The organism is Chryseobacterium sp. GM_Chr_2 (genome assembly GCF_026540445.1).
GTDB lineage: Bacteria > Bacteroidota > Bacteroidia > Flavobacteriales > Weeksellaceae > Chryseobacterium.
Window position 1 is genome coordinate 525,788 of sequence record NZ_JALNUD010000001.1, and the last position, 23,291, is coordinate 549,078.

At 32.0% G+C, this 23,291-nt stretch carries 13 protein-coding genes and 1 riboswitch; of the genes, 4 read left to right on the forward strand and 9 right to left on the reverse strand.

Going from position 1 to position 23,291, the window contains the following annotated elements; translation table 11 throughout:
- Window positions 1–61: 61 nt before the first annotated feature.
- Window positions 62–622: an SHOCT domain-containing protein gene (locus OXQ85_RS02410; protein WP_267402121.1), complete on the forward strand. Its 561-nt coding sequence runs from the start codon at window positions 62–64 to the stop codon at window positions 620–622.
- A 254-nt stretch (window positions 623–876) separates the two neighbouring features.
- Here the strand turns inward: OXQ85_RS02410 and OXQ85_RS02415 are convergent, their stop codons facing one another.
- The 6 genes from OXQ85_RS02415 to OXQ85_RS02440 form a co-directional block, all read right to left on the reverse strand.
- Window positions 877–1,095: a hypothetical protein gene (locus tag OXQ85_RS02415; RefSeq protein ID WP_267402122.1), complete on the reverse strand. Its 219-nt coding sequence runs from the start codon at window positions 1,093–1,095 to the stop codon at window positions 877–879.
- Between the two features lie 50 nt (window positions 1,096–1,145).
- Entirely contained in the window at window positions 1,146–1,559 is a 414-nt protein-coding gene (locus tag OXQ85_RS02420; RefSeq protein WP_267402123.1) for a hypothetical protein, read from the reverse strand.
- Between the two features lie 484 nt (window positions 1,560–2,043).
- Window positions 2,044–2,367, reverse strand: coding sequence for a hypothetical protein (locus tag OXQ85_RS02425; RefSeq protein WP_267402124.1), 324 nt, complete (start codon window positions 2,365–2,367; stop codon window positions 2,044–2,046).
- A gap of 490 nt (window positions 2,368–2,857) precedes the next feature.
- Entirely contained in the window at window positions 2,858–3,244 is a 387-nt protein-coding gene (locus tag OXQ85_RS02430; RefSeq protein WP_267402125.1) for a hypothetical protein, read from the reverse strand.
- Window positions 3,244–13,482 carry an RHS repeat-associated core domain-containing protein gene (locus OXQ85_RS02435; protein WP_267402126.1) on the reverse strand — a complete coding sequence of 3,413 codons (10,239 nt, stop codon included), beginning with the start codon at window positions 13,480–13,482 and terminating at the stop codon, window positions 3,244–3,246. The genes OXQ85_RS02430 and OXQ85_RS02435 overlap by 1 nt, the downstream gene beginning before the upstream one ends.
- 10 nt (window positions 13,483–13,492) lie before the next feature.
- Complete coding sequence (locus OXQ85_RS02440) at window positions 13,493–14,872, reverse strand: T9SS type A sorting domain-containing protein (protein WP_267402127.1); 1,380 nt, start codon at window positions 14,870–14,872, stop codon at window positions 13,493–13,495.
- Between the two features lie 354 nt (window positions 14,873–15,226).
- Between OXQ85_RS02440 and OXQ85_RS02445 the strand changes: the two genes are divergently transcribed.
- Window positions 15,227–16,150, forward strand: coding sequence for a hypothetical protein (locus OXQ85_RS02445; protein ID WP_267402128.1), 924 nt, complete (start codon window positions 15,227–15,229; stop codon window positions 16,148–16,150).
- Here the strand turns inward: OXQ85_RS02445 and OXQ85_RS02450 are convergent.
- Window positions 16,134–17,354, reverse strand: a complete 1,221-nt coding sequence (locus OXQ85_RS02450) for an MFS transporter (RefSeq protein WP_267402129.1) — start codon at window positions 17,352–17,354, stop codon at window positions 16,134–16,136. The two genes, OXQ85_RS02445 and OXQ85_RS02450, sit on opposite strands and share 17 nt — an antisense overlap.
- Window positions 17,355–17,667: 313 nt before the next feature.
- Window positions 17,668–17,794: riboswitch (FMN riboswitch) on the forward strand.
- A gap of 92 nt (window positions 17,795–17,886) precedes the next feature.
- Here OXQ85_RS02450 and ribB point away from each other — a divergent pair.
- Both ribB and OXQ85_RS02460 read left to right on the forward strand, forming a co-directional pair.
- Window positions 17,887–18,537, forward strand: a complete 651-nt coding sequence (gene ribB, locus OXQ85_RS02455; protein WP_267402130.1) for a 3,4-dihydroxy-2-butanone-4-phosphate synthase — start codon at window positions 17,887–17,889, stop codon at window positions 18,535–18,537.
- Window positions 18,538–18,824: 287 nt separating this feature from the next.
- Window positions 18,825–19,823: a T9SS type A sorting domain-containing protein gene (locus OXQ85_RS02460; protein WP_267402131.1), complete on the forward strand. Its 999-nt coding sequence runs from the start codon at window positions 18,825–18,827 to the stop codon at window positions 19,821–19,823.
- A 139-nt stretch (window positions 19,824–19,962) separates the two neighbouring features.
- On the opposite strand, the gene OXQ85_RS02465 is transcribed toward OXQ85_RS02460, so the two are convergent.
- Both OXQ85_RS02465 and OXQ85_RS02470 read right to left on the reverse strand, forming a co-directional pair.
- On the reverse strand, window positions 19,963–21,459 hold the full coding sequence (locus OXQ85_RS02465) for a BspA family leucine-rich repeat surface protein (protein ID WP_267402132.1): 1,497 nt from the start codon (window positions 21,457–21,459) through the stop codon (window positions 19,963–19,965).
- A 282-nt stretch (window positions 21,460–21,741) separates the two neighbouring features.
- Window positions 21,742–23,238 carry a BspA family leucine-rich repeat surface protein gene (locus OXQ85_RS02470; protein ID WP_267402133.1) on the reverse strand — a complete coding sequence of 499 codons (1,497 nt, stop codon included), beginning with the start codon at window positions 23,236–23,238 and terminating at the stop codon, window positions 21,742–21,744.
- Between the last annotated feature and the right edge of the window lie 53 nt (window positions 23,239–23,291).

Sequence of the window (23,291 nt, forward strand, 5' to 3'; positions counted from 1 at the left end):
GTAATCTGTTCCTCTTGTTCTACTTTTGATATTCAATTTTTTGATTATTAAAAATAAAACAATGAAAAAAGTACTATGGATTTTTACACTTCTCATTTTTGGAATGTATCATTCTCAAAACAGTCCAAAATTTGAAAATGATACGCTTACGACCTCCACAGGTTTTAAGGTATATGAAGGTTTAGATTTAAAAATCGGGACAGGTTCCATGAACGATGGAGATTTCAAATTTATCAGAACCAATGCTTCCTCGATGTTCAATTATTATTCTACAACAGGTTATCAGGGGCTAGCCAATCAGGCAAATTCTTTCAGAAGAAGTAATTCAGGACTGACTTTTAAAGTAAGAAAAATGATGACCCGCGGCAATAAACGAAATGGTTTTGTTTATTACGCTAAAATAGGCAATGGAATTATGAACTATGAAGTGGATTTGGAAAATGCTATAAAGTTCGGTGAAATTATCGTTCCTGATGAATTTTTACCGATCGAAAAATCTCCACAACCAAATTCTGAAACAAAATATGATAAGCTAAAGAAAATTAAAGATCTTAAAGATTCAGGAGTTTTATCTGAAGACGAATTTCAGAAGGAAAAAGATAAAATTATGAATGAAAAATAAATTATAAACTGCCCTTTTTTTATTTTCTTTTAAAACAAGTTTCATTAAAAATAGTAGAGTAAATATGCAAATAAAAAAGCTTTATAAGCAGACCATAAGTCTGCGTTATGTTGCCTAACTCTTTTTTATAAAAAATAATCAAACTAAAAATATTGTCGCTTTTTTTAAAACACAAACCCACCGTTTAGCGATGGGTTTTGTATGTTTATTTTCTCACGGATTACAAATCCGTGCTATCGGGAAAGAGCCGGAAATTAGGAAGTTGACACTAACATAACATCTTCTATTTCCCAATAATTATCATGCAATCTTAGTTTAAATATAGCATTTCTACCGTAATAATCTTTTTTTATATGATGGTCAACAAAAACTAATGCTCTTTTTTTTGAAGTATCGAATACAATCTCTGAAAAATAGACAACACCTATCTCACATTCATTTGTATGTTTATCATACTCTGCCAGATCCAGCACTTTTGCGGTACACAAATTAAATTGATTTGCTTTTATAGAACTTCGTAGGCTTAAATTTTTAATAATATCTGGACTATTGGAAAAGTCTTAAAAAAATCCTTCTTTCTTTGTATGTATTTTATATTATCTTCGGTACTACCTGTAGCAAAATCAGTATTTTTATTTTTAGTAGAATCTATATACAAATTGCAAAATTTTTCAGGATGATTAAAAATTTCGTTGTGCGCTTTTGTCTTCTCTTCGATATATAAATCATCATCATGAACTCTTAAACTATCAAAATATCTTTTTTCACCTAAATAATCTTCTCTAAAAAAATAAGGTATCAACTGATCTGTTAAATCATTATATAGTTTTACATTAGTATCGGTAGATTGACTTACACATTTCTTCATTTCCTCTTTACAATTCGTAAGTAATAAAGAGGATAATAAAATCACAACTATTTTTGTTTTAAAATTCATATTGCTTAGGGATTTTGGGTTAATCATCGTCTTACTCGCAAATTATCTTTTGGTTTTTTATAATTATCTAAAATAGATGGCTTTTTTTGTGATTTCAAGTCCCTGATTTCGCGTTGTTGCCTAAAATCTTTGCCGTATTATTCCTCCTAAATCCATCAAACTTTTCAGTAATTATGTCACGATCAGAAATGTTCTTAACCAATTTATGCTTATTTTTGAAAAAAGGCTCAGATTATAAAATCCAAGCCCTGACTTTTTAACTTATACACTTTGAGGGATAGTGTCGTTTTTTATCTTCTCACAGATTACAAATCCGAGACATCGGGGTTACAAATCCGCGCTATCTCGTTCTTTTTCCTTCGAAAATAATCGAGAGCAAGTTATCTCCTACTCTCGATTTGTATTAATTGGTTTTTAGCAAATTAATGACCGAAAATATAATCGAATACATGCCCCATAATCGTGCGTGCGTGGAGCTAATAATTTACTCTAAATTATAATAAATAAACTCATCCAAAAAATTAAACTCTAAATCTAAAAAATAACTAAAATAGCCTATTAGTTGTTGTGATAAATATAATTCTAAATAGATGTTAATATTAGGTACTTCAATCGCTATCTTTTCTACAATATTATTTTCATCCTTATCAGAAAAATTAAAGTTTACTGATATTCTTTTTAAATATAACTTATCTTCTATGCATTTTTCTTTAATATCATTCATTACTAAATCGTACCAATATTCATTAAAATAAACCTCTGCTAAATCTAATAATTCATTTACATCATACTTTATTGAGTTTTCCATATTATATTCTATTAATGTCTTACAATATTTCCAGCCACTTTGGCTTTTATAAAACCTATTAAGCTTAAAGATATTATTACTTTTTAAAAACACAAAAATCCACCGCTAAGCGATGGATTTGTTTTTTATCTCCTCACGAATAACAAATCCGAGACATCGGGTTATTATAAGAGCCATCCATCTGCTCCAACATTGTTTCACCGAAAGGTAAATTTAGGAAAAATTTTGTCGCTTCTGCTTTAGAATTGGTAACAAATATTTCCGTTCCGAAATGGTCTCTATGTAAATAATAAAGACGTGCATCTTCATCAAATTCTTTCGAATTAAATTAAACAGAAATACTACCCATACATTCTTTCATGCATTGTCTTTCTGCATGATCAGTTTAAGAAATATTGTGTTGCCTCTGACTGATATGTGATAATATTATCTAAAATGCTATCTCTAAAAGTTACCACACGGATCTGTATGGTAACTGGTAATACAATCTTTAAAAAGAGATAAAACCTTTTAATGGATGTTCAAAGAGAACTGAATTATTAGCATCGGGATTTCTCTTTAAAAGTAAATTCTTAAAATCTATCAACATTTTATCTAAAAATATTTCATCTTTATATTGAAAATTGAATACAATATAATGATAATTAAATTTATTATTGAAATAATTGATTTCCTCTTCTGAATAATTTGAACTAATTTCGTCACTATCTGATGGTTGATAATGGAAAAGAATTTCTAATCTACCATTAGTAGCATTGGTGAAATATGCAGTGTCTTCATCTTTTGAATTAAATATTAAAAAAGGATAATTATATAGGAAATCACTAAAGCTATCTAAAATAATTAATGTAGATGAGATTATAGAAAATATTTGCATTATTTAATTGTTTTTTGAAGTGTCTTAAAATTATTTACCACGTTAATACCTTTTTTACCAGCATCATAGACTTGTTTTTTTGTAGCCTTAGGCATGTATAAAATATAGTCTTTGCCTTGGGACTCTGCATAAGATTGATTTTTCAAAGATTGTGATAATTTCATCTTATTTCCTGACTTAACTTCAATATTATATGCCTTAGTTACAATGTCAACGTCACCCATACCACCGGAAAAAGAAAATGGCTGATCAACATTTTCCACTACTTTTCCTAACTTAGTAGCTAAAGATCCAACAAAATTATTGTCAGTTTTAGTTTCCCAAACCTTAAAGAAAGAATTTACTCTCCCGCTTGCCATTCCTGAACCACCAAGATATGATTGAATTTCAAAGAGATCTGCCATTGTTTCTGCGTCTTGCTTAAATGCAGCATTTAGAATTTGAAGTCCTGCTGATAATCTTGCTTTTTGACTTTTTTCGGCATAAGATAATTTATTCCATGCAGTGACTTCATTTTTATAGTTCCATTGTTCAAAATTATTTTGCCAATCATTTTTTGTAAATCGGGGTTTTTGAGGACCAAAAGCATTCACTCCTCCCTTACTTCTTATATACGCATCTAGATCATCACCTGGACCCTGTATTGGCTCCATTCCGTTGGGATCAATATATTTAATGGGATTTTGAAATGTATAAACGTAAGGATTCCAATCTTGGTATTTCTCCGCCAATGGATCCACCCCATACCAAATACTTAATCTCGGATTATAATATCTAGCCCCATAATAATACAGCCCTGTTTCGCTATCTAATTCTTTGGCATTGAATTTATAAGGATTATCATAAATTCCGATCATCTGCTCTGCCATCGTTTCACCGAATGGTAAATTTAAGAAAAATTGAGTAGCTTTTCCATGTTGTTCTGTTACAAAATTAGCAGTTCCCAAGTGATCACCATGCAGGTAATATACATTGGGCTCAGAAGCTGCATTTTTAGATAGTTCCAATGTAAGATTCTCAAAATCGATCCCTGCTTTTTCCAGATATATTTTAAAATCTTTCTCAGGTTCTGCTTGCTCTTTTTTATCAGCTGATTTTGAGGTATCAGACTGTTGCTGTTTAGTAGCTGTAAAGCCTGCATCAGCAACTCTACTTGCCACTCTTTGTGACCCCGCATAATAGTGCTTTGTTAATATATTATTAGCATCATAGGTCACGTATGCATTGGGATATATTTTGTAGCTGTCAATAGCCATACTACCTCCCTCTATCAAAACACCGTTTTGATATAATTGAGGAACTTCCTGCAAATTGTACTTTATAATTCTTTCTCCCTGATCATCGTAAACATAATATTGAAAAACACCCGCCGATTTTTTATAAACTGCTTTCAACCTGTCTACATCATCCCAAAGCATATGATCTACTTCTCCATTCTTATCATCAGCAATAAGGTTCCCGTTGAGATCATATTCAAAATATTCTTGCTCGTTTGTAAATGCATTAATGATGCTGCCTACTTTATGGGTTCCATTGATATAATTGTACTCATTTGAATAAGAATTAAGGGCATTCTGCGTTCCATTCTGAGTATGATCCTGATTTTTATAGATGATACCTCCAGTTTCATTATAATTAACTCCTAATGTAAACTTTGCTTTATCTATAGAAAATACTCCAACATCGCCATTAAATAAACCTTCGGATGACGTAAGCCTATTTAATCTATCATATCCATATTTAAACTGATACTTTCCTCCCATCCCATAATATGCAGATGCTATATTTTCTAACCCTGTAATATTTCCTACAAAATCATATGCATAGGTATTTTTAAGTAGCTCCACTCCATTACCATCACTTAATATATGTGACTGTAGTTTTCTGTCTGCAGGAGAATATGTAAACTCAGATTTCATATCATTACCATTGGTAAGAGATGTACGCTGCTCATAATGATCATACTGAATATCTTTAATATATTCATATTCTTTTGCGTAAATTTTCATCAAATTTCCTCCAAAATCATATTCATACTCTACACTTTCATTATCCGGATAAATAATATTGAGAATACGATTCCAACTATCATAAAGATATTTTGTAGTAAATGTCATTCCAGGAATATTATAACCAGATATTTGTTTATTTTCAGTAATAACTTCCCCCATATTACCATATTCATATTCAGTAACTCCTGAGTTATCAGTTTTACTAATCAGTTTTCCTGCATCATTTCCTGATCCTGCCGCTCCATACTGATATAGTACATTTGCAGGATTAGGATTCCCCCCAGGCGTGTCGGGAAGCTTGATCTCCGATAATCTATTATATTCATAGTTATACTGTATATATTGTTGCATAGGACCTGCAAGTAAATTACCATTTGTTGATCTGGTAAGATTGCTTGCTTCATCGTATGTAAAATAAGAGCCTCCTCTATCTGGATGTATTTGGCTAATTTTTCTACCCGCCATATCATAGCCATAGGTAGTTGTGATTCCCTCTGGATCAATAACAGATTGAAGTTCACCAATATTATTATATAAAAATCTTGTATCTAATGCCTGCCCCGGTATATGATTTGTACTTTTTACAGTTTTTCCTTCAGCATTTACAAATGTTTCAGATTTTATTTCATTAGCGTTATTCTGCATTAAGGTCACCGTACTCTTAATGAGATTATTCTCTATTTCATAGGTATTATTTGTTGTATGTAATAGTTCGTCTGTAGTAGAAACTACTCTATCTCGAGCATCATATGTTGCTGTAGTGAAATAATCTGAAAATGGATCTAATGTTATTTTTAAATTACTATTAGGACTTGTAGAAGCCATTTTATCTTCAAATGTAGGATGATATTGCTTAATTACCCTTCCATGTATATCCTTAATAGCAGGCCCAGAAATAGACATTTTTTCTTCGTTGTTTAATGCAATATCTTTTTTCGTTTGCACAACCTGCCCCCAGCCATCTGCTATAGCAATAGTTTCTATAGGATTTGTAGAATCATAATAGTTATAGTGTTGTGTTACCCCAAAAAACTTATTATTAGGTACATTATAATAATTCTGATGACCTTCATAGATATAATAGGAGTATTTTATTGTATAAGGAGCGCCTTGTTCTTTTTCTTTAGGAGCAAGAATTTTAGTAAGCCTTCCTTTAGCATCATACTCATAATCAGTAACATTTCCAGAAATATCCGTAGCCTGTGTTATAACATCAAATCTTTTATCATACTGAGCCATAGATTGATATCCAAACGAATCCTCACTTTGTACTACATATTTAGAAAGCGAACTATCATATGTATATTTTATAGAGTATCTCTCACCATTCTTATTGCTTGGATAAGTAATTTTACTAAGATTGCCATAAAGATCATAAACCATATCCGTTACTGCAAATTCTGTATCATTAAGCTGAACTGATACTTTTGTGATTAACCCTGTGGTACTTATCTCTGTCTTCCTTTGTCTTATAGGGTTTGAAGATGAAGTACCCTGAAAAACTTTTATAGTTTTCGGAATATTTAAAACATTATTTGCAGTGGGGTCATGATATTCTATTACAGAATTATATGCTGATGAAGGGCTTTGGTATTGATATTTTATAAGCTGTCCTTTTTCATTATAAGTGGAATTTACCAAAGTTTCAATGCTTCCACCATTATCAAATACTCTTGTCTTTGTCTGATCTAATAAAACGGTTGCCATTTTCCTCCCCTCTCGTCCTCCGGTATCAAATGATTCTGGCAACACCGTAGCCAAATTAATTTTAGTATTATTGTCTTTAAATTTATATAGCTTATAGAAATTTTCTGTACTAGAAGTTAATTGAGAATTCCCTATAAATGATTCTGTTTTCTTAAGTATTCCATTTAAGAAATATCCTTTATTATAGTATGTATTTTTTATAGATCTATAAATATTACTTCCCTCCATTTCATTGGAAGTAACCGTTTCAAAACCAAAGAAATCACGTTCTCTTCTGTCATATTTCGATTTTTCATAAGAGAAAGTATTTACAATATCTTTACCCGGTGTAGAAGCCATATAATTATTTGAATAAATATCAGGATTCAACACTTTAGTTTCCGTCATTACGAGCCTCCCATTAGGATCATCATAAGTTGGTTTTGTAAAACTATAATTTATCTCAAAAATATTTACTGGACTTTTTGAGAAGTAATTAGTCACTGTTTTAAGTTTATTTGTCTTTCCAATTTTAGAGTAATTTACAGTAAATCCTCCATCATGAGAAACAACCAAATCTGGGAAGCCATCACCATTCATATCTTTGAATGCCTTATCAACCTCTGATATAGAGATCCCTACATTTCCGGATGCTTGAGCTCCAATTTTTAAATAAAGAAGCGGTACAAAAATACAGCAAATAGGGATATTGATATAAAAATGTCCATTTAAAGAGAAACCTCCATTATATGTTTTTGCTTCATTATTAAAATCAATATTTCCTGATGAATTTTTGAATAAAGCAACAGCAGGAGCAAATCTGTTTCCTAAATTATAACTTACCTTAGTTGAGTTTCCTTCAACGTAAAGTATATCAATAAGACCGTCTGAATTAATATCTTCATATACTCTTTCAGCTGTACCCATTGATGCAGAAACGCCAACATTAGCTGAAACTCCAAACCCCATTGACATCCCTGAATTATAATCCATTCCTCCGGAAATTAAGCTCATATTAATATCAATCCCTGCTGCTCCAACAGGTTTTGAAGAATATGAAGCTAGTCCCGAATAAGATTCTCCCGCATTTAGCTTATATCCCATATTTAATGAATAAAATCCAGCTCCGTTAAATCTATCCACAAGACCATCTCCATTGATATCCATCCAATATTCCATACCTTCATCTTTTGAAGGATCTTTGAAAATTGTAATACTGGCTCCCGGATCTGCCCAAGGTGTAGATGTATCTGCTTGAGTTGTAGTAGTAGACTGACCCCCAAATAAAATTCGCCCAGCCGTTTTAAATCCGCTAATAGAGAATCCTTTAGCATTTGAATTTTGATAATTATCCGACTTTGAAAGATAATTATTAATGTAAGGACTATGGTTATTAGGATTTACCCCTGCTCCTTTTCCTAAACCTCCTGTAGCATTGGTAAGTTGAGCGCTATCTTTATATACAATATCTGGATATCCATCCCCGTTCATATCAATAAAGTCTTGGGTCATAATACTCTTATCACCTTCTAAATGGGATTCGGAATTAGATAAATTAACTACAACTAATGATCCGCTAACCGTTTTTGTTTTTGATTTGCTATAATATCTTTTGTTGATTGCATACATTTTCGTATCTACATCTCCCTGTACTGGCATATCTATAATTTCCGGATCAATACCAGCTGTACTAAATAAAGAAGAAACGGAATCATCATCCTTAAATGAATCTGCCATAGCATATTGCTCAGGAAGCCCTTTACCCATCCATTTTTCTATATTATTACTATTTTTAAAAGGATATAAAGGAAATATAATTGGTGGAGCTCCCACATTTGGAGAATTATAAGGTCCGCTATTTTGTTGAATACATTGCTCCACCTCTGCTTGAGTAGGTAAATTAACACAACTAGCTAAATTACCAATAGGTGGAGTATTCATACCTTGCACAAGTGTGGGGTTGATAACTCTTCCAAAATAATCTGCCGGTGTATTTGGATTTGACACATACTCATTAGCAATCTTATCAAATATCATATCACTTGACTGATCATACAAAAACTGTCCGTAATTATTATAAATAAAACTATACGGATTCATTGATGACGAATTTAACGATGTAGCAGCAAATGAATTTGATTTAGCTGTAGAATCGTTAAGTGTAATATAAAATGGCTTATTTTGAAAATGGCTTCTATATGTTTTATAAAACCCTTCATCCGAAACTGTATCACAATATACTTGAATACTTACTAATTCGTCTACTGTAATCGCTTGTTGTAAAGTACCATTATATATTAATACCGGAGCAAAATTAGGAAGTGTTTGGTTAGATAATAAATCATATTCTACAACATAAGGGCTTGATAGGAAATCTACTTCAACTCTTCTTTTTGCCAAGACAGTATTACCTTTTTTTATAATATAAACAAATCGCCCTTTAAGCCCACTTACAGGCAGGTTTTTACTGAAGTTAATATAATACTGGTTTGAAGATGAAGTTTCTGTATAATAATTTGATAAAGAAAGTTTTTCTGTAAAATCTGTTATAAAATAAGACGGATATTCAGGAATTCCTTTTACATTAATAGGATTACTATTTCCCGAAATATTCGTTTGATAATTAACCGAAATGTTATTCCAATTAGCCTGTTTGAATGATCTGTGTGTGTTTGACTCTACTTTAAACTTGATTTTTACAGGCTGTCCCGATATAATGCTTTCAGTAATTGTATGAGCCGGGGTTACAAAAGAACCATTATTTTGAGGAAAAGCGGGTGTTGAGGGAGTTGGATAAATTACAGTTTCACTACCAGAATTTACATCCTGCTTTATTACCTTAAATGAAATTGCATCATTGGATTGAGGAAAAGTAACTGATGGAATGTTAATAGTAACAGTTCCCGGATTATCAAAACTTAGATCATTCAGCCCGTTATTAAGAAAATAATTATCTGAATAGCTTCCGTTATTTTCATAAAAACCATCCTGGCTGTAAGCCTCAGTATTTATAACAGGTTTTATTACCACACTTCCAAATACGCTAGTGACATAATCAATTTGAGGATTTGAATATACTTTAAAATCTTTGTTATTATTTTTGTGAAGTCTAATAAAAACCTTATCTCCTGATTTCACATTCAGATATGCTCGGTTATTAGTAGCTAAATGATTATTTGCTTCAATGGGAGCAATATCTTTTATATCATTATAATAACTATTATATCTTGTGATATTTATGTTTTGAGCAGGCACTGAAGGAGTAAGAACTTTTAAATATATTCTACTATTAATGGGTGTAGTAGATCCAGGATTTAACATCTCTACAGAGTATACAGCCTTAGCATTAGGAACATTTTCAATACTTATATTATCTTTAAATCTTATCTGTCCGTCTTTTGGAGCGATCCAAAATTTCACGACATCCAAACCAGATTCATTATCATTGTTCTGAAGTGCATCATCCGCAACAAGTACCATATTTTCAGTAGTATCACTGAAATTAGTCATCTCATTCTTTCCATCTTGATTCACTCTATTGAACCATACTTCTCCATCTTTAACAACATCTATAAGACCATCAGAGTTTGCATCTGTAAGAAAAGTTGATGTTGTACTACGGGTAGTAGACCAGACAAAAGATCTGTTGTATCCCAAACCAAAAACTTTTAAGCCGAAATCATATCCTTTATTATCTGTTTTGGTTTTGGTATAAGAAAAGTTGCTATTAAGATTTAATATAGGTTTTGGATCAGCAAACGTAAGGGTACCATTTTGTGAAATAGATCCTGTACTTACAAATAGCCCAACATTTGGTCTTCTGTATATAATATCCTGTATTCCATCGCCATTAAAATCAATTAACTGTTGTGCATTTTTAGCCTCTGCCTGAGAGTATCCTAACATACCTGAAATCATAGCATGTCCATATGGATCCTGTGTTGCTAAAAGAAAGTTTAATCCAACACCTACTCTTCCATTCACCCCCCATTCTATGGTAGAATTAGCATTAATTTTGGATGGAGTTAAAAAGTCTGGTAAAATAGGAAAGGCATTAGCAATACTTGCATTAACATTAGTATCTGCAGCAAAATTTGTATAACTATTTGTTTGATTATCTTTTATATCATTATAATAATCAAACCTATACTCATCTGTTGTGGTATTATTGTAAGATTGATCAGGCGAATTATCTGTATGTTTAAAACCAGTTAATAAAGTTTTATAAAATTCACCTTCTTTATAAGAAAATGAATAGGTTCTAATTAATTCATATCCATATTTAACATATATTTTGTTTAGCCTGTAAGGTTCAATTTCCTTTACTCCTCTTTTAGCATTTATACTAATATCTTGTCTAATTATAGAAGACTCTTTTTCAAACTCCACAGTATACACCGTATTAGGACTAAATCTCTTCCCAATTGTATAAGTTATTTTATTTATATGAAAATACTTACCACCATTAAGGTTTTCGTTAACTCCACTTTGGCCAGTGATCGTTAAATTTTCATATTGATATTCTATAATATTATTATTGGCATCCATTTCTTGCCAAACAGCCCAATGTATAATATTGCCCGCTTCATCTTTTATTACAGACTGCTCATTAACATAACTTTCATTACCTCCATAATAAATTTTTCTTCCAGAAGTTGTAGTTACAATCCATCTATAATCTAGTGGGGAAGAACCATATCTTTCTATTTTACTGAAATTATGATTTTTCCTTAAGAAGAAAGTCTTTTTATTATCTAATAAAAAATCACTTCTTTTTTGTTTATCTGTTGTGAAAACAGTACTATGCTCATTAATATCATTATGCCTGTGTGGAAGATAGCTATTATCATAAACTAGCATAGTTCCATCTAAAGCATACAGCTCAGTTTCATCATTTGGATCAAAACGAGGTGCCCCCCAACGAGTATCTAAACTAATAGATGATAATCCATTTACGTCCCATCCTTCTCCCATCCATCCGTTTGCTTTGTTACTGTCATATCCTATAGATATATTAGGTTGCATTCCGTTACGTCCAGCGGGAATCACTATAGGATACGATATATTTGCTGAACCTTTTTGGTTAGCCGTTGGAGGTTCTATAAAATTACGGATAACAGAGGGGTTAACTGCTTTTAATCCACTTATTCCTGTAGGATTTGAAGCATTTAATTGCGGAGCTTCCGGGGTAGATATAATTCCATTAATATAATCTCCGTCACCATCACCTTCGAAAGTTATACTCTTATTTTCTTCGTTTACAACAGCTGATGTTTCTACTTTCCATTGTTTTTTATTATAATCGAAGGAGAATACTTTTATTTCTTTTGGTGAAATCTGTCCTAATCTTTTTTCATCATAAGGTATAGATATTTTTATCTTTTTATTAAGCTTACCCGACAACAAAGAGATTCTATATGCAGAATTATTTAGTGTAACATTTTTAAGACCATTCGAAACCGATGGAATATCTTTCTCTCTTAGTTTTAAGATATTAATATTTGCAGATTCCGATGTTTCTTTTTCTATTTTTATAGCAATATCTTCATATTTAATATCAAAATCTCTATCATTAGATATTAATATATTTTTAGAATTAAAATAGCCACTCTTAATTACTTTATACGACTTTGCATTCTCAGGAATTTTATAAAAAAAACTTTTTCCATCTTCTTCAATAGAAAAATTTCCATTTAATTTTTCTTTTTCAGATAGCTGAATCAATTTTTCAAACTCTCCATTATTAGTATCTATATGTATATTGTTAACATTTAGGTCCTTTGATCTGCTAAATCCTTTTACATATAATTGATTTTCCGAAATAATAGAATTCACAAATGGTCTATCTAGTTCTTTTTTCTTTTTTTCAAAAACTATTTTAAGATTTTTAACCTTATATTTTATACCTTGAGATGGAGATGTAAATAAAACTGTATTTATACCGTTTTTTAAAAGACCTGAATTCAGTTCTTCTCTTTGATGGCTCCATTCACCTCGTGGAACAATAATTTCCCCTCCGATAGCTAAATTATGATTAATAGATCTTGAAACTGACTGATGATTTGCTAATCCAAACAGGTCATATTCCATGTAAGCACTCGTATTTTCACTATTTACGCTAGGGAGGTCTATTGTAAAAAAATTATCAGAGGTTTGATCTTCTTCTCTATCTGAAAGCACACCAATTGTTCCCTCTTTTTCTTTTGCTGAGAAAGAGTTTGAATTAGTCCAAGAATTCTGTAATTCTAATGAATTATGCTCTAAATCTGGTTCTTTGAATTCATTTTTTTGGGGATAACTACTTAATAACCCATCCTTTTCACCAACAGTATTTCTTTTCGTAGAAATAATTTTGTCTAAATCATTAGTAGTAGAAACTATATCTTCTTTATTTGTATTAGCTACTAGATCTTTTTTCCACTTTCGAACCTTTTGTCGATCTTCTTTTGTGAAACTTGCAAATACAAACATGCAAGAAAAGAACAAGATTAGTAGAATTGATTTCTTTGTAAAAGAAAATCTCATTTTTTTTATTTTCATTATTTGATTATTAGTCGACAATTAATTTAAATGTTTTAATTACTTTTCCACTTTGCGTAAGACTTATTAAGTAAGAGCTCTGGATTGAAAGAGTATGTGTATATGATTTAGCTTTACTATCAATTTTTTCCATTGTTATTAATCTTCCTCCAGCATCATAAATTGTAATAGTGAGATCTTTTATCTCAGGAAATCTTACAGTAAATGTTTGTCCTTTTCCCACAGGGTTAGGATAAAGTACTATTCTATCTAAATCTAATGATAATAATTCTTGATTAATATTTGATCCTGACACAATAGATTGATTTTTTTCAGTACTTTTTAGAGGGCTAACGGCAAAAGTAAATCTTGAAAAAATATTACCTGCCTTTTCTTTTTGAAAGTCAACTTTATCAAAATCCACAAACTCATTATTTTCAACACCTTGAATTTTTATAGTTTCACCTTGGGAATCCTTTAAAATCATCCAGTAGATTATAGGTAATGATTCTGGGTTTAGAATATTCTTATTAACTCTTACCTTATAATTTTCCTTAGGAACATTACTTCCTATAAAATTAATCTCCCAATTTCTAGAAAGAATATCAGAAATTCCGTTAGTTTTCATCTTCATCTCCTGATTATCGTCAGACCAAATGACAAAACTATTTTGATCAAATACCGCCGAATTTTCATTATTCGTATTCTTAATATCATTTTTTCCAATAATTAAAAATTGATCCTCTTGATTTGACGATTGCTTTTGATACAGCTCATTTCCATCATCCCTACCTAATCCAGTTGGTCTAAACCTATACTCTATATGCTTTTCAGGATCCCAAATAATTTGTCCATCGCTTCTATAATATTTTCCTGCCTCAAGTGAGATCCCATATTTAATAGATAAATAAGAATGTATCTTATTTATATCCATGATTTTCATTTTACGTGGCAAAAATATTATTTCGTACAGATTATTATCTTCAAATTTCAATTTAATACTATCAGATTTGAAAGTACCTTTTTCAGCTATGCCAGTAAAAGTAAAAATACTAGGTCTTTTTCTAATCTTAATACTCTTCCCTTGTTTTTCGCTTTTGTATGCATTATTACTAAGAGAAATACCATTACTATCATTCTTCCATATATTCTCATCTTCTCTAGAAAGATGTACAAGACTTAATGTATGATTTTTATTTCTACTGTATTTTATATATTTTTTTAGAAACTTATTTTTTATTCCATAATTGAAATTAAGAAGAGCTATCTCTTTCGAAAAGTTTGATTCTCTAGCATTTCCACTTGCTTTTTCCCAAACTTGAACTTCGGAACCAATCAGTTGAGAAAAAGCACTGGCCGAATATAACATAGCCATAAAAATTGCTGTCTTACGACATAAATGTTTTACCATAATAACTTATTAAATTATGTTGTAAATAGTGATAAAATTAAAAGTAATTAGATTTGTTAAGAAGAAGTCTTACAGAGGTTTTTCATACATTTTTGTATTATTAGTTTTTGCAAATATACGAAAAAAAACAACTCTTAATGAAAACTTAAAATAACTTAAAAAAATGTTAATAAAATTAAGATAATTTGGAATATCTAAACTAGTTAAGAATACTTCAAATAAATATAAAATATGCCTTACTATCATTTTTTAACTTCACTTAAAAGGATAACAATATCTGTAAAAATATTAAACCGAATGTAATACATTAATAGAGATGGCTTGTCTTTACCATGATTAAAGAAAAACTCAACCATGAAATATCATTTTCTTACTCTATTATTCATCCTAATATTCACCAACGCATTTTCTCAGGAAGCAGAGAAAGTGAGTTTAAAAGACAGCAACAATTTTTATTACAGAATCGTTCCGGAAGGAAAACCGGAAGGAATGCTTATCGTTTTGCCAGGCGGTGGAGAAACTGCAGAAAGAGTGATGAACCAGATTTATCTTGATGAACTGGCTTACGATAAGAATATTTTGGTCATTTTTACTAACTGGGAAGAAAACGGCGATTTCTTTTATCAGGCAGATCAAAAACTGCTAGACCGAATTGCTAAAGATAATGTGGAGAAATTTAACATCTCTAAAAATAAAATCTCAATTGGCGGACTTTCAGGCGGCGGAATGTTGGCAATTACCTATGCCGAACGTTCGGTGAGAGATAAAAACACATATTTTGTTCCGAATTCTATTTTTGCCCTCGATCCTCCTCTCGATTACGAAAATATGTATTATCGACTGGAAAGGGACATTGCAAGAAATTTTTCTGAAGTTGCCGTGAACGAAGCCAAAATGTTCAACAAAGAATTGGTAGCTGCCATTGGAACGCCTGATAAAAATGGAGATAAATATTTAAAACAATCCATGTTTACCTATCGCGATAAAGACGGTGGTAATGCAAAATATTTAATGAATATTCCAATCCTTATTTATACAGAACCAGGCATTATTTGGGAAGTGGAAAACAGAGGAAGAGATCTTTACGACCTCAACTGCACTGACATTACAGCAATGATGAATTTATTAAAATTGAAAGGCCATAAAAATGCAGACCTTATCATTACCAACGACAGAGGTATTCGTCCGGAAGGCTTCAGGCATCCGCATTCATGGAGCATTATGGATTCTGAGGAATGTCTTAACTGGATTATAAAGCATTTTAATTCTGCGAAATAATTGGCTTTCCGTTTCTTTTACTATACATCATAAAAATGATGGTCGCAATTATCCCCATTGTACCTTCAATTAAAAGAACATTTCGAGTACTGATATATTCTGCTAAAAAACCAATTAATAAACTGCCGATAGGCGTCATTCCGATAAAAGCCATGATGTAATAACTGATGACGCGCGCTCTCATCTGAGGAAGCGCATTAAGCTGAATATACGTATTAATGGCTGCTGATTGCGAGATCATTCCTAAACCGCTTAAAGCTAAGCCTAAAACTGCAAAATTAATACTTCCGCTTAATGAAACAATAAAAAGTCCACCGCTCATGATCATGCTTGAAACCAAAATAATCTTATTCAATTTCCCGATTTGTTTCAGTCGGGTCATGTAAACAGCGCTAACCAAAGAACCCACTCCCACCGCACTTTCAAATAAAGTAAACGTTTTTGAAGTTCCGGAAAATACTTCTTTAGCAATAACAGGAAGCAAAGTGGTAAAAGGAATCAACATCAAACTAAAAAAAGAAAGCAGCAAAAGCTGTGAAAAAATCGTTTTCTCACTTTTTACATAGGCAAATCCTTCTTTCAGTTCCTGCCAAACGTTAGAAAGCTGCGTTTTTTTCTCATAAAAAGGCAGATTCATTAGATACAAACAGAAAATTACAGGAATAAAACTTAAAAAATTACTGATAAAACAGAAATCATCGCCAAAAACCGACAATAAAATTCCCGCTAAAGCAGGCCCTACAACTCTCGCCAGATTACTCATGGCAGAATTCAGTGCAATGGCATTCGGTAAAGATTCTTTAGTATCAACCAGTTCAATCATCATCGCCTGTCGGCAGGTTACATCAAATGCATTGATAATTCCCTGCATCAAACTCAACAATACAATAATGCTGATATTATACATTTTAAAATAAAACAGAAAAGCCAGTAAAAATGCCTGCAAAGCCGCCAGATATTGTGTATTTTTCATCACTTTATATTTGTGACTGTGCTCTACAAAACTTCCGACATACGGAGATAAAAGTAACGTAGGAACCAAACTTACAAAACCGATAAGTCCTAATATAAAAGGCGAGCCAGTTAATTGATACACCACCCAAGCCACGGCAGTTTTCTGTATCCAGGAACCGAGAACCGAGATAGATTGGCCGATGAAAAATAATCTGAAATTCGGAGATTTTAATGCAACTAACGACTGCATTTGCTAAATTTTTATACAAAGTTACAGCAGGTTTAATAATTAGTAAAACGCTTTTTTTCGATATAACCAATCGTTTTTACCGATAGTAAGAGCGGGAAGATGGAAGTCTTGAGGCGGGAAGTCTTTCAAAAAAAATTTCTTTCAGCTTCTGACCATATATTAATTAAATAATATTCTGACCAATTATTTAAAATTCCTATTAAAACTCTTTTCTCAACTCGAAAAACTTCCCGAAATTAGCAACCTGTGCGTTAAATAAAAAAATTAATGAATTAAAAAAATTTAAACAAAACATACAGTAAAACTTAGCATAAGTTTTCTTCGGGGCGGGGTGCAATTCCCTACCGGCGGTTACAGTCCGCGACTCCTTTCTTTTTGAAAGGACTGATTTGGTGGAATTCCAAAACCGACAGTTATAGTCTGGATGGGAGAAGAAAATGGAATGATCGGTGAGGCTATTGCTATAGACTCGCTGTGTCGTATTTCATTTCCATGTACCGAAGTGTATTTTAACTTTTAAAGTAAAAATAACATGGAAAAATTAATTGAAAAATTCGGAGCCAATCCGAAAGAACGTGTAGAAAATGCACTTTTAAAACTACAACAAGGCAAAGGAATTCTTCTGGTAGATGATGAAAACCGCGAAAACGAAGGCGATATCATCTTTCCTGCCTCTACAATCACAGAAAAAGACATGGCACTTTTGATCCGCGAATGCAGCGGTATTGTCTGCTTATGTATTTCTGAGGAGAAAAGTAAACATCTGAATCTTCGCCCTATGGTGGAAGCCAACAATTCTAAAAATCAAACTGCGTTTACCATTTCTATTGAAGCTAAAGAAGGCGTAGAATCGGGAGTTTCGGCAAAAGATCGTTTAACAACCATCAGAACAGCTGTTGCTGAAAATGCTTTGGCGGAACATATTGCAAGTCCGGGACACGTTTTCCCTTTAATTGCGAGAAAAGACGGCGTTTTTGAAAGACGTGGACACACGGAAGGTAGTGTAGATTTAGTTAAACTCGCCAATTTGGGTGATGATGCCGTACTTTGTGAACTTACCAACGAAGACGGAACCATGGCAAGACTTCCCGAAATCGTACATTTTGCCGAGCAAAGAGAAATGACGGTGGTAACCATTGAAGATATTTATTCTTACCGAAAAATGATGATCAGTCAGAATTAAAAATACAGCAAAAGATATTTAATACACAGATTAACCGTTCAAATTTTTGAGCGGTTTTTTATTTTCAGAAATTGATTTTTAACTGTAGAACCCGTAGAAATACGTACTACTTTTTCATTGAAAACACATATTTTCGCACAAACAAATTCGTACAATTTCTATATTCAGAGTTAATTCAAAATGACATAGAAAATAAAAACATATTTTATTCAAATTCAACAAGATAATTAACATCTACAGAAGCTAGCAATTATTTATTTTATTAACTTTAAACAAAAATTAAAAACATGAAAACAACTTTATTTTGTATACTGACAGCCTTTGGTTTATGCTCTGCACAAACTACGATTACCAAAGCATTTAACGATCCGAATCCGGGAGATGCTCCCAATTATTTTACGGTAAACGGAACGGTAGATAATTCACAAACAGGGACTGGTGCAACTTTCAATAATTCATCGTTAACGCAAGGGGCAATCTCTTCTACGAACTATTCTGTACCAAGTGCAAGCGAAATTTCAACTTTTCCCGGCTCTACTTTAAAAATGGTGGGAAGCGGAAACACCATCTATTTTAAACAATCGGCTTCAAAACTGGAAATTACAGGATTGGTAACCCCTGATGCTACCTTGAATTTTTCTACCAATAACGGAACTTATATTTCTTATCCTACAAATTCAACTTCCACGCAGGATTCAGATACTGCTTCAGGAACATTTACTTCGTCTCCTGCGAATGGAAATGTTACCGGAAACTTTTCCGGAACCATTAATATTACAGTAGATGGAACAGGAACTTTACTCCTTGGATCACAAACATATCCTAATGTTTTAAAAATAAAGTCGGTTCAGAATTTTAATTTAACCTTTTCAGGATTTCCTTTGGGAACCATTACAAATACGGCCTATTTTTATTACGACAGTACTCACAAATTCCCATTACTGTCCCATACGACGGCTAATATCAATGTCCCGGCTCTTAATATGAATCAAACCACTACAGCAGCTCAAGCTTTGTTTGAAAATGTTTTGGGTGTGAATGACAGTTTTGTTAAAAAAGATAAATTAAAAGTATATCCTAATCCGGCAACCGATTTTATAGAATTTAGAGGAGAAACAGGAGATTATTCAACGGCGAAAATTTACAGTGTAGATGGAAAACTGATTAAAACATCTGATGTAAAATCAGGGAAAGTTCAGGTTTCAGAATTACCTTCAACAATTTATTTCATTGAAGTTTCAGGAAAAGATGCTAAAACAGAAACAACGAAATTCATCAAAAAATAAAAGTTTAATTATTAATAATTGATTCGCTTGGAATATTTTGTCTGAGCGAATTTTTTAATTGTCAAAAGAACATATCGTAAAAAAATAAATCCGCCCAGAAATTCTGAACGGATTGTTTTATTTGAAATTTAAAAATTGTTTATTTCTTCATTATTTTAGAAGAAGTTGAATTCCCTTTTAACAGGTAAGTTCCTGATGGATATTCTGTAAGATCAATTTTATTATTTCCTTTATTTAAAGTTACATTTTTAATCATTCTGCCTGTGCTGTCATATAAATAAGCTGTCTCGTTTGCTGTAGATTCAACATTTATTATTCCTGTTGTTGGATTAGGATAAGCCAAAGTTTTTGATTTTACTAAATTTTCTGAAGTTGATAAACTCGCGCCACAACTTGCGTTATAAGTATCTCCAACAATATTAAGACCTTTGTTAACCAATTGAGCTCTTGCCATAATGGCTTGTGGTGTAGAATAAATTAATCCTGTTGCACTTATGGTTCCACCCAATACTGCTCCTGGATGCGCCCATGTAGGGTTATTACTAAGCGCTATCAGAAATTTATTATAATTGGTACATGATAAACCAGAATTTTTAAATCCGAAATCCACATAATGAGCACCAAAATTTTGAAGCTTGATATTCCATGTAGAAATATCCTGATCAAAAAGTAAAGCCCCGTTAAACATAATAAAACTTGCAGATTCATTAACCTTGCTCATATCCCAACTCGCAATTGGCTGATTGAAGGATACCGCATTTTCAAATATTCCTTCAAAAGTTTCTACTTCACTTGTATTCCAATTATTAAGTGGCTGATTAAAAGAAGAAGCTCCTGAAAACATGTAACGTAAATTAGTCGCTTTTGACATATTCCAAGAATTTAATGGCTGGTTGAAAACGCTTGCCTGAGCAAACATTGAAGAGAAATTAATTCCAGATCCAGTATTCCATGTAGAAATATTTTGATTAAAAGCTGATGCAGAGGCAAACATACCGTAAAATGCTGTTACATTCGACGTATTCCACCCGCTAATATTTTGATTAAACAATTTTGCACCACCAAACATTCCCGCCAAATTTGTAATAGTACTTATATTCCAATTAGAAAATGAATTTTGCCCAATCAAAGATGAACAATTGAAAAACATTTGAAATAAACTGTTTATTTGTGTAAGATTAGGCGCATCTGTAGCAGTTACGTTAAGGTTTGTACAGTTTGCAAAACCACGATCAAATTGTTGAAGCCAAATAGTATTTCCCCACTGATTAATTTCGAAAAGCTCTTCATTTACAATACTATTATTTACGGTAGCTTTAAACCCATAAAATAATCCGTTTCCATTGGAAACCTTTAATTTGTAAGTTGCCTGAATGGGGTTGGCATTTAAAGAAGTACCAAAAGAAATAATCGTCGGGGTAGTGCTATCGGATGTAACAGAGCTAAGAACTCCGCTATGTTGAGGAAAGCCTACTTCTTCCCAGCTAATGGTGTAACTTGTTCCGGTGCCTCCAAAAGATATGGCATTATCAACGGTACCCGTGATGTTGGGTTTCCACAATGTGATAAATTCAGACTGTGCATAAGAACTGAAAAATAATAAAAGAAAAATGGTTACTAGTTGTTTTTTATACATGATTTAAAAAATTTCACAAAAATAATGGTTATTTTCACAAAAATGAGAAAGAACTATTAATTTAAATTGAATAATTTTAATTGCCTAAGTTAAAGTTTAAGATTTTGAGTAATTCTAAAATTAAAACTTAGAATTATTATGCATAAATCCTCACAGTTCTGCAATTAAAATTTTATTAGATTATTTTTTCAACTTCTCTTTAAAATAATTCCAAATATTATCAAAAAATAAATCCGTCCAGAAATTCTGAACGGATTGTTTTATTTAAAATTTAAAAATTGTTTATTTCTTCATTATTTTAGCAGAAGTTGAATTCCCTTTTAACAGGTAAGTTCCTGATGGATTTTCGGTAAGATTAATTTTATTATTTCCTTTATTTAAAATTACATTTTTAATCATTCTACCTGTGCTATCATATAAATAAGCTGTTTCGTTGGCTGTAGACTCAACATTTATCATTCCTGTTGTTGGATTTGGATAAGCCAAAGTTTTTGATTTTACTAAATTTTCTGAAGTCGATAAACTTGCGCCGCAAGTTGCATTATAAGTATCTCCGACAATATTAAAACCGTTGTTAACCAATTGAGCTCTTGCCATAATGGCTTGTGGTGTAGAATAAGTTAATCCTGCTGCTTCTATCACTCCAGTTGCAGATCCTAAGTTTGATAATGTAGGATTATTACTGAGAGCAATTAAGAATTTATTATAGTTAATACATGATAAACCAGAATTATTAAATCCGAAATACACATAGGCTGAAGGAACATTTTGAAAGCTGATATTCCAGGTAGAAAGATCCTGATCAAAAGCCGACGCACCATTAAACATACTAAAACTATCAGCACCCCAAACTTTACTAACATCCCAGTTTCCAATAGGCTGATTAAATGATGATGCATTCGTGAACATCTGACCAAAACTTATTACTTTACTGGTATTCCAATTATTAAGAGGTTGATTAAAAGATTTAGCATTAGAGAACATATTACGGAAATTGGTTGCATTGCTCGTATTCCATGAATTTAGTGGCTGGTTGAACGCTAGCGCATCTTGAAACATTGAAATGAAATTGGTTCCGGACGAGGTATTCCAGGCTGAAATATTTTGATTAAAAGCAGATGCATAAGAAAACATATCCCGAAAATCTGTTACTTTTGCTGTATTCCAATTTCCAATAGGCTGATTAAACAATTTTGCTCTGCTAAACATACCCTTCATGTTTGTAACATTACTCGTATCCCAATTAGAAAATGAATTATTGCCAACTAAAGAGGTGCAATGAATGAACATTTCAGATAAATTATTAATTTGCGTCAGGTTAGGAACATCTGTAGCAGTTACATCAAGATTTGGACAGCTCGAAAATCCTTGATCGAATTGCTGAAGCCAAAGAATATTTCCCCATTGGCTCACTTCGAAGAGTTTAGGATTTCCGGCGGCCAGCATATTGGCACTGCCTCTAAATCCATAAAATAACCCACTCCCATTGGATGCTTTTACTTTGTAAGTTGCCTGAATAGGATTTGCATTTAAAGAAGTACCAAAAGAAATCACCTCAGGACTGCCGCTACTCGATGTTACAGAAGTAAGAACCCCATTATGCTGAGGATATCCTACTTCTTCCCAGGCAATGGTATAGCTCGTTCCGGTACCTCCAAAAGATATGGAATTATTAATAGTTCCTGTAATATTAGGTTTCCAAACTGTAATAAATTCATTCTGCGCATAAGAAATGAAAAATAGAAAAAGAAAAATGGTTACTAGTTGTTTTTTATACATAATTTAAAATAATAATTTCAAGGTTAAAAATTAGTTTAATAAGATCATAACTT